This is a genomic window from Hymenobacter sp. BT559, from assembly GCF_016427535.1.
In the GTDB taxonomy this organism is placed as follows: Bacteria; Bacteroidota; Bacteroidia; order Cytophagales; family Hymenobacteraceae; genus Hymenobacter.
In genome coordinates, this window is sequence record NZ_JAELXV010000002.1 from 206392 (window position 1) to 218331 (window position 11940).

The window sequence follows — 11940 nt, forward strand, 5'->3', positions numbered from 1 at the left end:
ACCAGAGGGGGCGCGCCGTATGGGGCAGCAAGGTGCCTACGTAGCCGCCGGCTGCAGGGTCTATTCTTCTGCTTTTCTCTATGATTCGTCTAGTACTCGCCACGCTGCTGAGCGGCAGCCTGGTGGCCCCGGCTCAGGCCGCGCCGGCCGACTACCACCCGCCCCGCCACTTCTACACGCCTAACCACCAGCCCTACCGCCGGCTGCCCACGCGCCTGTCGTTCGGCTTTAACCTGGCCAGCTACAACGGTGACCTCACCGGCCGGCTGCGCGATAACACGCTGCGCCTCGGGCTCAGCATCGGGCTCGTACGCACGCTCAGCCCGCATCTCACTTTTGGAGCCGACCTAGGCTACGTCAAGTTCCAGGCCGTGGACCAGTTTCCCGAACGTGGCTATCGCTTTGGGGGCACCGATGCACTGCTAACGACCTACCTGCGCTATAATATCTTGGCCGATAAAAGCATGTATCTAGGGCCCAACCACCGCCCCACCACCTGGCAGCCCTTCTTGCAGGCTGGGGTGGGCGGCATGGTCTACAACCCCGGCCTAGTGCAGGCGGTGCCCGGCGGCACGGTGCAACTGCCCGCCGAGGGTAATAATACGGCCACGTTCTCGGGGGTGGCAGCCGTGCTGCCAGTGGGTGCTGGCGTCACGCTGCGCGCTAGCCGCTCGCTTTACTTTACCCTCGAAGGCCTGTATTATTTTACTAGCTCTGACTTGCTCGATGGCATCAGCCAGCGCGGTAACCCCGACTCGAAAGACAGCTTTATGACCGCGGCACTCAAAATCGAGTATGCTTTCTACAAAAAGAAAGGCAAGCCGCTCGTGCACTTTGACTAAGAGTGTGGCTTGAACTTTGTAGGCCGGGGCGCCCCGGCCGCCGCTGGCGGCTAGGGCTACTTAGCCTTTTCCATTACGATGCGTTTTATACTTGCTGCCCTGCTGGGCGGTAGCCTGGCAGGCTTGCTGGGCGCCGCCCCAGCCGTGGCTGCCCCGGCCGGCTACCGCCCGCCCCGCCACTTCTATACGCCTAACCACCAGCCATACCGCCGCCCACCCACTCGCCTCACGCTCGGCGCCAGCCTCGGCTACTACGATGGTGACCTCACCAATCAAATCAGCCGCCGCCCAGGATTCAGCCTAGGGTTGGTGCGTCCGCTTAGCCCACACTTCACCTTTGGGGCTGACCTAGGCTACGTGCAGCTGGAGGGCAAGGACTATGCCCCCAGCCGCGGCCTGCGCTTCACCAGCACTAGTGGGCTGCTCACTACTTTCGTGCGCTATAATCTGCTAGCCGACAAGAGTCTATATATAGGGCCCAACTACCGGCCCACCAAGGTGCAGCTTTTTCTGCAAGGTGGCGTGGGGCTACTGCTCAACAACCCTAAGGCCTCGGTTGTCAGTGCCGTGCCGCCCTACGGCAGTATGCCACTACCCCCCGAGAAGCAGGGCGGCTATCCGACCCTAGTCGGCGTGTTGCCGGTGGGTGGGGGCATCACGCTCAAGGCTAGCCGCTCGCTGTCTTTCACGCTCGAAGGCCTGTTTTGCGTTACTGGCAGCGACTTGCTCGATGACATCTCCCAGCGCGCCAGTCCCGATAAAAAGGATGACTTCGCCACAGCGTCGCTTAAGGTAGAGTACGCCTTTTATAAGAAGCACGGCAAGCCGCTCGTACACTTCGACTAGGTCAATAAGCAATTAGTAATGAACAATGAGCAGACTGAGTAATCAGCTTCCTCATTGTTCATTACTCATTTACTTAAGTAGTCTACTGCCAGCGTGACCAGCGTTTTTACGCCCAGCGGGAAGGCGCTTTCATCGACCTTAAAGCCAGCAGTGTGATGGTCGGCCACGGTGGCGGGGTCGGTGCCGGGCGCGGTGCCACCTAGGAACACAAACAGGCCGGGTATTTTCTCCTGGTAGCAGGCAAAATCCTCGGCGCCGGTCACAGCCTTTATCTCGACCACATTCTTAGTGCCGGCCACGCGCTGCATGGTGGGCAGCATGCGAGCCGTGAGGACGGGGTCGTTGAAGGTGACGGGCACGTAGGGTTCGATGCCGACCTCGGCGGTAGCGCCATTGGCCGCCGCAATGCCGTTGGCAGTCCGCTTGATGGCGGCCCAGATGCGCTGCTGCGTGTCAGGGCTAAACGCCCGGATGGTGCCGCTGAGCGTAGCATCGGGCGGAATGATGTTGTAGCGCACCCCCGCCTGCACGGTGCCCACTGTCACCACGGCGGCGTCTTGGGTGAGGTCGGTTTGGCGGCTCACGATGGTTTGCAGGGCCGTAATAATCTCGGCGGCCGTCACCACTGGGTCGATGCTGCTCCAGGGCTTGGCACCGTGGCTGCCCTTACCAATGACCTTGATGCTGAAGCGGTCGGAGCTTGCCATTTCGCCCCTAGGGCGGTATTGCAGCTGCCCCACCGGCGCCGACGCCCAGATGTGCAGCCCGAAGATGGCCTCCACCTTGGGGTTTTCGAGTACGCCCTCCTGCACCATCAGCTTAGCGCCGCCCACCACGCCGGGCAGCGAGCCCTCTTCGGCGGGCTGGAAAATAAACTTGACCGTACCAGGCAAGTCCTTTTTGAGTTGGCTCAGGACCTCGGCGGCGCCCAGCAGCATGGCCACGTGCGTGTCGTGGCCGCAGGCGTGCATCACGCCCACAGGCTGCCCTAGGTAGGTAGTTTTGACGGTGCTGGCAAAAGGCAGGCCGGTACTTTCGGTGATGGGCAGGCCATCCATGTCGGCGCGCAAGGCTACCACGGGACCGGGCTTGCCGCCCTTCAGTAGGCCCACTACACCAGTGCGGCCCACGCCGGTTTGTACTTCTATACCTAGGGCCTTGAGCTGGGCGGCGATGAAAGCGGCGGTGCGGTTTTCTTCGTTGCCGAGCTCGGGGTGCTCGTGCAGGTCGCGGCGCCAGCCTACCACCTTGGCTTGCTCGGCAGCGGCCAGTTGAGCAATGCGGGCGTCGAGGGTGGCGCGCTGGGCGCGGGCGGCGGGGGCAGTAGCCAGCAGCCCCAGGCCAGCTAGCAGAGTGGGTAGCACGTGTTTCATGGCCCCCAAGGTACGGCCACCCACCTAGGGTAAAAATGGGTGGTGGACTTTTGGCCCAACTGCTTCGTGCTCATCGTGGGCTTACCCTGGCACCGGTAGCCGTACCAGCTAGCTTCTCCAGGAGGCGCTAGGTCTATTCTCGAAATCGCCATGTGTCATTAGGCCCTCAGTGCAAAACGCTGGTGCTCACTACGCAGCTAGCCTTGCCGCCCTGTAAGCCTAACCAAAAAATAACTTGGCCGGAACATTGCTTTTGCAGTGCCTTGTTATACCCTAGCTGCTATCGGGGCCACGATGGTGCTTATTTTTGCAGGCTCACAGAGATTAAGTTCTTTTCCTAACGGTATTTATGCGTGTTTTTCCGCTCGTTTCTACTCGTTCGCTCGCTCGCACTCCTGCTGGCTCGCCGGCGGTAGACGACGGCCGCTGGGGGCAGGCCCTAGCGCAGCCCGCTTTTCGGCGCAGCTGGCTGGTGCTGGCTTTGCTGTTTGTGGTGCTGCTGTCGCTGGTGCCAGGCTTCTTTCTATACATTCAGCAGCGACCGGGGTCAGTAGCCATCGACCCACTGCTTGCCCTGGTGCCGCGCCACGATGTGGCCGTGCCGGTGTTCGCGCTCATGTATGGCAGCGTGCTGGCCGCCATGGGCTGGCTGACGCGCCAGCCGCACCTGTTTCTGCGGGGCCTGTGGGGCTACCTCGTGCTGCTGTTGTTGCGCATGGCCACCATCTGGCTGGTGCCGCTAGCCCCGCCCCTCGACCTGGTGCCGATGCCCGACCCCTTCCTGGCGCTCGTGTTCCACACCGAGGCTAGCGAGGCCATTACGAAAGACTTGTTTTTCTCGGGGCACACCTCTACAGTGGTGCTGTTGGCGCTGGCCGTGCGCGGCCGCTGGTGGCGCGGGGCGCTGGCCGTAGTGGCCATGCTGGTAGGCTTGCTAGTGGTAGTGCAGCGCGTGCACTACAGCTACGACGTGCTGGCAGCGCCCTTCTTTGCCGCTCTAGCTTATTGGGTGGCTGGCTTTGTGGTGCGGCCCACGGCAGAAAGCAACGCCTAGGTGGTGCTTCGACAACGTAAAAGATTAAAGCAACAGAACCGCCGGATAGCACTGCTGTCCGGCGGTTCTCTTTTAAAGCGACTCGATTATAGCAGCTTACTTAGGCTGATTCAGCCACTGGCGCGGGAGCTGGAGCAGGAGTCAATTTTTCGCGCAGCCACTGGCCGCGCAGGTACCATACGCCAGCCAGCAGCGCCGACAGTACATTGGCTACCACAAACGACCACCAGAGGCCGTGGAAGCCCAGCGCCGTGTGCCGCGACAGGTACCACGCCACCGGAAATTGCAGGCCCCACACCCCAATGATAGTCAGCACCATGGCCCCTAGGGTATTGCCGGCCCCGCGCAGCGCGCCCGAGATGCACTGCTGCACCCCCGTGAAGCACAGGCTGCCCACCGCAATGCGCACAAACTCGACGGCATCGCGTGTCACGGCCTCGTCGCCCTTCAAGAAAAAGCGTACCAACGGCTCGGCGGCCAGCCACCCGGCCGCTCCCACCAGCAGCAGGCCCGTGAAGCTGAGCCCGATGGCATAGTTGGCCGTTTGGCGGGCGCGGGGCAGATTACGGGCCCCGATGTTTTGGGCCACCAGTGTAGAGCATGCCAGCGAGATGCCCAGCGCCGGAATGATACCTAGGGCCAAGATGCGCGACCCGATACCATATGTGGCCAGCACGGTGGTGCCAAAAGCTGCGGCTAGCCCCGTCATCATCGACAGCCCCAGGGCGCGGGCCGAGAGGTCGACCGACGAAGGCAACCCCAGCCGCACCGAGCGGCTCATGAGCGCCCAGTCGGGCCGGAAGCCCTGAAAGCTGAGCCGAATGCCTGACTTGCCGCGCAGCAGCACCGCTAGGCCAATACCAAAGCTCAGCACCTGGGTAGTGAGCGTGGCCCAGGCCGCCCCAGCCACGCCGAAGGCGGGCACCGGTCCCCAGCCATCAATCAAAAGCGGGTCGAGGGCAAAGTTGAGTGCCAGCGTGCCGATGTTGATGTAAAGTGGGATGCGTACCTCACCCACGCCCCGCATCAGGGCCTGAAACATGAGGAAGCCAAAGTTGAATACCAGCCCCAGCATCAGTACCCGCTGGAACGAATTGGCTAGGTCGAAGATGTCATTGCCTACCCCGAAAAGGCGCAGAATAAGCGGCGATGCCGCATAGGCCCCCACTGTGAGCACCAGCGCCAGAGCCGTTTCTAGCACCAGCGACTGCGCCGCCACGTGGTTGACCATTTTCAAATTGCGCGCCCCAAAATTTTGGGCTACCAGCACCGAGCCGGCCACCGAAAACCCCGACCCTAGGGCCACCAGCAGGAAGTTGATGGGGAAGCACACCGCCACGGCGGCCACTGCATTGGCCCCCAGCCGGCCCACCCAGTAGGCATCCACAAGCTGGTAGCCGGTCTGAAGCAGGTTGCCAAACACAATGGGTAGGGCCAGCGTGAGCAGCGATTTTAGAATGGGGCCTTCGGTGAGACTAGGGCGAGCGGCAGTAGGATTCATAAGCCCTCTTAGTACGGCGTACACCTTGGCTAGGCTGCACGGAGAAGACCGGCTGGCGAGAAGCTGATAGCCAACACGGCTGCAAAGCCGCACGGCAATGCTGCAGGTGCTAATGTATAAGCATTCAGTCTGTATGAGCCGAATACAGTGTCTCCTAGAGAAAGGACGATAATTACCGAAAGGTCATGCAGCGCGTAGCGAAGCATCTTGCTCGCTTCGTTGTTGGCGTGAGGATTTACTGCACCACGCGAGATGCTTCGCTGCGCGCTGCATGACCTTTCGGTATCGCCTGTCTCCTAGGTAATTCACCAAAAGAAAAATTAATCTAAGCTTTAAGTGGTGCTAAGAACCTACGCGCACGACTGGACCGGTGCAGGCATCCCAGGAGGCACTTACTACTACCTGCTGCGGGTACCCGGCTGCACCACCGTTAAGGGCTGGGTGAAGCTGGTGCGCTAAGCGGCTAGTGTTGTGTAGCGTTAGTCTCGATGGAGGCGTCTTAATTTATCCTAGGTCACAAAAAAGGCCGCTACTCCAAGCCCGGAGCAGCGGCCTTTTTGTGACCTAGGCGCCGAATACCTCAGCTAAGGCATGGCGCTAAATCTGCGCTAGGCCGCCATCTACAAACAGCTCAGCGCCGGTTACGTAGCTGCTGTCGTCCGAAGCCAGAAAAACTACGGCTTTGGCAATTTCGTCGGCGTCGCCGATGCGACCCAGCGGCATGACACTCACCAGCTGTGCCTTAAACTGCGCGGTCTGCTCGGGCGAGCTAGTTACCGCATTGAGCGCGGGCGTTTCGATAGGGCCGGGGCTAATGGCGTTCACCCGGATGCGACGCGCCTTAAGGTCGGCAGTCAGCGTGCGGGCCAGCGAGCGGATGGCGGCCTTAGTGGCGCTGTATACGCTGTTGCTCTCAAATCCCTTTATGCCCACGATAGACGACATCAACACGATAGCGGCCCCGTCGGGCAACAGAGGTAGTGCCTTTTGCACTGTGAAGAAAGTGCCTTTTACATTGATGTCGAACTGCCGGTCGTACTGGGCCTCCGTGACGGCGTCGAGGGGCGAAAGCTCGGCAATGCCCGCGTTGGCAAACAGTACGTCAAGGCGACCTTTTTGCTCCTGAATAGTAGCAATGGCCCGGTCGAGGTCAGCTAAATGGCTCACGTCACCCTGGATGCCAAAAGCTTGGTCGCCGAGTGTGTGCACCGCCGCATCGAGCTCAGCCTGCCGCCGCCCGGTAATGAATACGAATGCGCCTTCGGCCACGAAGCGCTGGGCCGTGGCAAGGCCGATGCCAGCAGTGCCACCAGTAATGAGCGCTACTTTGCCGGCCAGTTTTTGAGAAGTTTCCATGTCAAAATGAATAATTTTGGGTTGGTTTCGGCAAGGAACTATCAATGGTTACTACAAGTTACTATTGGCAATCATTTTGCCTCACAAACTGGTTACGTCGCCGTAACTAACGGTTGTGGAAGGCCCGCCGGACGCCCCACGCCCGGCTGGTGCTGGCGTTCGGGCAGCGCACCTTTGTATCGTACCAGCTTTTCTGCCCTATGCGCGACGCTGCTTTTTGCACCTCTACTTGCTCCGTAACCCGCACCATGGGCGTGCTGGGTGGCAAATGGAAACTCATTATTATTTCGCACCTCACGCAGCATCGGCGCTTTGGGCAGCTGGCGCAGCGCATGCCGCTCATCTCGCGCAAGGTGCTTACCGAGCAGCTCAAGGAGCTAGAAGAAGACGGCGTGGTGCGACGCGAGGCCTTTGCCGAGCTGCCGCCCCGTGTTGAGTATTCGCTCACGCCGTATGGGCAGGCGCTGCTGCCCATCTTGGAGCAGCTATGCGCTTGGCATAGCGCCGCGCCGACACCTGCGGCCGTCGAGTAGGCCCTAGGTATAACCCCGGCCGCCCGAATGAGGTACACCCCGCTACTACCCGCCCGGTGCGTAGCCGGGGCTCCTCCTTCTTATGATAAAGCATACCTATGACATGGGCGTGATTGGCAACTGTGCCTTTCTGGCCCTTATCGGCACCGATACGGCCGTGCGCTGGCTTTGCTGGCCCCGCTTCGATAGCAGCTTCGTGTTTGGCCCGCTGCTCGACGAGCAAAAGGGCGGCGAATACAGCATCAAGCCCGTTGACGCAGACTTTACGTCCGAGCAGCGCTACCTCACTAACACCAACGTGCTCAGCACGACCATCACCACCCCCGAGGGCAGCTACCGTGTTACCGACTTCGCGCCACGCTTTTTGCAGTACGAGCGGTACTACAAGCCGCTGATGCTTATTCGGAAAGTGGAGCCCTTGACCGGGGCGCCCCGCGTGCGGGTAGCCTGCCGCCCGGTGGGCCAGTACGGTGAGCAGGAGCTGACGCGCCGCCGCAGCTCCAACCACATTGCCTTTCTGGGGCTAGAGGAAGAAATTCGCCTCACCACCAATATTCCCCTCACCTACGTGCTCGATGAGGAAGATTTTGCCCTCAACGAAACCAAGTACCTGGTGCTCACCTACGGCGCGCCGCTCGAAGCGCCCCTAGAGAGCACAGCCGAGCGCTTCTTGCTTAACACGGAAGGCTACTGGCGCAACTGGGTGAAGAGCACTAGTATTGGTAACTTCCACCAGACGCAGGTTATCCGCTCGGCGCTGGCCCTCAAGATTCACCAGTACGAAGACACCGGTGCCATCATTGCGGCCAGCACCACTAGCCTGCCCGAGGCCCCCGGCAGCACCCGCAACTGGGACTACCGCTACTGCTGGATGCGTGATACCTACTATACACTCACGGCCTTCAACAACATCGGTCACTTTGAAGAGATTGAGCGATACTTCCAGTACATCGCCAACATCTCGACCAAGGTGGTAGGCAAGTACCAGCCGCTCTACGGCATTGGGGGGCAGGCTACCCTCACCGAAACCGAACTGCCGCTGGCCGGCTACCTAGGCAACCAGCCCGTGCGCATCGGCAACGACGCCTACACCCACATCCAAAACGACGTGTATGGCCAAGTGCTGGTAGCGCTACTGCCGCTTTACACCGACTGCCGCTTCCGCGACCCCGAGCGCGCTGCGCCCTTGAGCTTAGTGGAGGAGTGCCTGCGCCTCATCGAGGCCACCATGGACCAGCCCGATGCTGGCCTGTGGGAGTTCCGGCACATTGCCCAGAAGCACTGCTATACCTACCTTTTTCACTGGGCCGGCAGCCACGCCGCCCGCCAGGTGGCCCGGCAGCACGGCGACGTGCTCCTCGAAGAGTTTGCTACGCGCCTGCTGCAAGAAGCTGAAAACCGCATCGAGCAGTGCTTTTATCCTGAGCGCGGCGCCTATGCAAATGCCATCGGCTCGACTGACTTCGACGCCAGCACTATCCAGCTCATCACGATGGGCTACCTCGACCCGGCTTCTGAAAAAGCCAAGCACCACCTCGTGGAGCTGGAGAAAGAGCTAAAAACGCCTGAAGGCCTTTTCTACCGTTATCGCCACCCCGACGACTTTGGTACGCCCGAAACGACCTTCCTCATTTGCTCGTTCTGGTACGTGGAGGCCCTGGCCTGTGTGGGTCGCCTCGACGATGCCATTCGGGAGTTTGAGCACCTCATCTCCTACGCCAACCACCTAGGGCTGCTTTCGGAAGACGTGGACGCCAAAACCGGCTCGCAGTGGGGCAACTTCCCGCAAGCCTACAGCCACGTGGGCTTGGTGAATGCCGCCTACCGCATTGCCAAAAAGCTGGACCGCCCCAACTTCGTGAGCTAAAAGTTGGGTCACTTATATCCATTAAAAAAGCCGTGCGAAATAGATTTCGCACGGCTTTTTTAATGTATTACCTACCTAGGGCGAGGCTAGCTTAGCAGCTTGCGCAGCAGCTGCCGCACATCGCTGGGTGCGGCCAAGTGGAAGCGCGCCAGCGAGCGGGCATCTGTACCTATGCGCACTGTGTAAGCTTCGGGCGGCATGGCCCGGAAGGTATCTTCGTCGGTGCGGTCGTCGCCCAAGGCCAGCGTAAAAGCCGGGGAGTAGCGCTCAAGCCAGCGGGCAGCGGCGGTGCCTTTGTTGAGCCCCGCGTTTTTGATTTCGACTACCTTATTGCCTTCCAGTACTTGCAAGTCGGTGTTGGCGGTCATGAAAGAGAGGTGGCTCATCATTTCGCGGGCGCGCACCTCGCCTAGGTCGGCGTCGGCGCGGCGGTAGTGCCACACCAGCGAGTAGTCCTTCTCTTCAATAAATGAGCCGGCGGTGCGGGCCACGTACAGCTCTAGCACCGGGCGCATCTCGCGTTTCCAGTCATTGCGCAGGGGCTGGAAAAGCTGCCAGTCTTCGCCCGCCGTGCGCAGCCACACGCCGTGCTCGGCAATAAAATCGATTGGTAGGTCACCCAGCCAATTAGAAAGCGTAGTGCGGTCGCGCCCGCTGATGATGACCACCCGCGTGTCGGGCAGCTCGCTCAGGGCGCGCAGCAGTAGGCGCAGTTCCTCGCCGGGCCGAGCCAACTGCGGGTTAGGGTGGAAAGGCACCAGTGTGCCATCGTAGTCGAGCAACAGCAGCCGTTGCTGGCCGGCCGCCGCCTTGAAGTCGGCTAGTAGTTGGGTAGTGGCGCTAGCCGTCAGCATTTCGGTGGCGAGGGTGTGTTGCTTCATTTTGGTGTAAGCCAGCTGGTTCATAAACAGCTTGGTCCAGGAGAATACGTTGTAGCGCTTTACCAGCGCCTGCATGGCCTTTAGGCGGGTGGCCTGCTCTTCGTCGGGCATCACCAAGGCATCGTGCATGGCCTCTACCAGCTGGTTGATGTCGGTAGGGTTGATAAGAATGGCATCCGACAGCTCGCGGGCCGCACCGGCGCGCTCGCTGAGAATTAGCACCCCACGCTGGTCGAGCTTGCTGGCAATGAATTCCTTTGCTACGAGGTTCATGCCATCGCGCATGGGCGTTACCAGGGCCACTTCGGCCAAGCGGTAAAGTGCGGCCAGTTCCTCTAGCGGTAGTGAGCGGTAGAAATACTGAATCGGGTTCCAGCCAATGGTGCGGTACTGCGAGTTGATGCGGCCTACCAATTCGTCAATCTCTTCTTTGAGAGAAGCATACTGCGGCACTTGGTCGCGCGAGGGTACTACTAGCATCACGAGGCTTACTTGCCCGCGCCACTCAGGGTAGCGCTGCAATAGCAAATCGAAGGCGCGCAGCCGCTGGGCAATGCCCTTGGTATAATCGAGCCGGTCGATGGAGAGAATAACGCGGGTGTCGCGCATTGCCTCCTTATATTCTTCTACGTGCTTTTTAGCTTCTTCCGAAGCCGCCGCCACAGCATAACGCTGATAGTCAATGCCCATCGGAAATGCATCGACGCGCACCGAGCGAGTGGGCGTATCAATCTGTCCGTTCTGGGCCGATAGACCTAGGAGGTGTGATACCGCGCTCAAGAAGTGGCGCAAGTAACCAAAGGTATGGAAGCCAATGAGGTCGGCTCCCAGCATACCGCGTATTAGCTCACTGCGCCAAGGCAGCACCCGGATAATTTCCTGTGATGGGAAAGGGATGTGCAAGAAGAAGCCGATGGCCGCCTCAGGGCGTGCCTTGCGCAGCATTTCGGGCAGCAGCAGCAGCTGGTAATCGTGTACCCAAATAGTGTCTTCTGGGCCAGCCTGGGCCAGCACGGCCTCGCAAAACTTCTCGTTTACGGCTACATATGCCTCCCAGTGGCTCTGCTCGTAGGTGGCAAACTCACTGAAGTAATGGAAGGTAGGCCAGAGCGTAGAATTACTGAAGCCTTCGTAAAAATCCCGAATTTCATTCTCGGTTAAGAACACTGGGGCCATATTATCAGCCCGCAGTTCGGTGCGGATATGCTTTTCCTCGGCTTCGTCCTGCACAAATAGTCCCGGCCAGCCTATCCACAAGTTATCGCCCTGGCGATAGATAGACCCTAGGCCCGTAGCCAGTCCGCCTTCGCTGGGCTGAAACGTGAGGCCTTCGTCGGTACGCAGGACTTTAGTAGGAAGGCGGTTAGAGACGATTAAGGTTCTTGACATAAGTAAGGCAAAGGATAGTAAACCCTTTGGCTTACGGGATAATTCACCAAAAAGGCATTTTTACCCTATCCTCACTCCTCACTTTCCTACGCGCCAGCTCACAAACAGGAGCTTATTTGGCCAAGTATAACCAGCTTTCTAAGCCAAAGGCGGCCTAGGTAAGGCGCGGGCTACTTAACGAGCCAGCGCCTTACCTAGGCCGCCTAAATTTGTTACTGATACCCAACAGCACGAAGCCTCTCACGGCCCCTAGGTCGCTTCTTAGGCAAGCAAAGGCCTTTAACCAATCAACAGCATG

The 11940-nt window shown here is 59.8% G+C and carries 10 protein-coding genes; 6 read left to right on the top strand and 4 right to left on the bottom strand.

Translation table 11 applies throughout. From position 1 onward, the window contains the following. Positions 1-80: 80 nt before the first annotated feature. The gene (locus JAO77_RS07435; protein ID WP_198989707.1) at positions 81-842 is read left to right on the top strand and encodes a hypothetical protein; all 762 of its coding nucleotides are present in this window, start codon (positions 81-83) and stop codon (positions 840-842) included. A 78-nt stretch (positions 843-920) separates the two neighbouring features. Next, complete coding sequence (locus JAO77_RS07440) at positions 921-1688, top strand: hypothetical protein (protein ID WP_198989708.1); 768 nt, start codon at positions 921-923, stop codon at positions 1686-1688. Positions 1689-1753: 65 nt separating this feature from the next. Here the strand turns inward: JAO77_RS07440 and JAO77_RS07445 are convergent, their stop codons facing one another. Continuing rightward, positions 1754-3061 (bottom strand): amidohydrolase, encoded by a 1308-nt coding sequence (locus JAO77_RS07445; protein ID WP_198989709.1) that lies wholly within the window; start codon positions 3059-3061, stop codon positions 1754-1756. A 349-nt stretch (positions 3062-3410) separates the two neighbouring features. On the opposite strand from JAO77_RS07445, the gene JAO77_RS07450 reads away from it, so the two are divergent. Continuing rightward, entirely contained in the window at positions 3411-4115 is a 705-nt protein-coding gene (locus JAO77_RS07450; RefSeq protein WP_198989710.1) for a phosphatase PAP2-related protein, read from the top strand. Between the two features lie 100 nt (positions 4116-4215). Here JAO77_RS07450 and JAO77_RS07455 read toward each other — a convergent pair whose 3' ends face one another. Further along, entirely contained in the window at positions 4216-5616 is a 1401-nt protein-coding gene (locus JAO77_RS07455) for an MATE family efflux transporter (RefSeq protein ID WP_198989711.1), read from the bottom strand. Positions 5617-5955: 339 nt separating this feature from the next. Between JAO77_RS07455 and JAO77_RS24670 the strand changes: the two genes are divergently transcribed. Further along, positions 5956-6075, top strand: a complete 120-nt coding sequence (locus tag JAO77_RS24670) for a T9SS type B sorting domain-containing protein (protein WP_502213806.1) — start codon at positions 5956-5958, stop codon at positions 6073-6075. Positions 6076-6213: 138 nt separating this feature from the next. Here the strand turns inward: JAO77_RS24670 and JAO77_RS07460 are convergent, their stop codons facing one another. Further along, on the bottom strand, positions 6214-6972 hold the full coding sequence (locus JAO77_RS07460) for a glucose 1-dehydrogenase (RefSeq protein WP_198989712.1): 759 nt from the start codon (positions 6970-6972) through the stop codon (positions 6214-6216). Positions 6973-7172: 200 nt separating this feature from the next. Here JAO77_RS07460 and JAO77_RS07465 point away from each other — a divergent pair, with 200 nt between their 5' ends. Together JAO77_RS07465 and JAO77_RS07470 are read left to right on the top strand one after the other, a co-directional pair. Further along, positions 7173-7505 (top strand): winged helix-turn-helix transcriptional regulator, encoded by a 333-nt coding sequence (locus JAO77_RS07465; protein ID WP_198989713.1) that lies wholly within the window; start codon positions 7173-7175, stop codon positions 7503-7505. Between the two features lie 82 nt (positions 7506-7587). Beyond that, complete coding sequence (locus JAO77_RS07470) at positions 7588-9372, top strand: glycoside hydrolase family 15 protein (RefSeq protein WP_198989714.1); 1785 nt, start codon at positions 7588-7590, stop codon at positions 9370-9372. Between the two features lie 86 nt (positions 9373-9458). Here JAO77_RS07470 and JAO77_RS07475 read toward each other — a convergent pair whose 3' ends face one another. Beyond that, positions 9459-11642, bottom strand: coding sequence for a bifunctional alpha,alpha-trehalose-phosphate synthase (UDP-forming)/trehalose-phosphatase (locus JAO77_RS07475; protein WP_198989715.1), 2184 nt, complete (start codon positions 11640-11642; stop codon positions 9459-9461). Between the last annotated feature and the right edge of the window lie 298 nt (positions 11643-11940).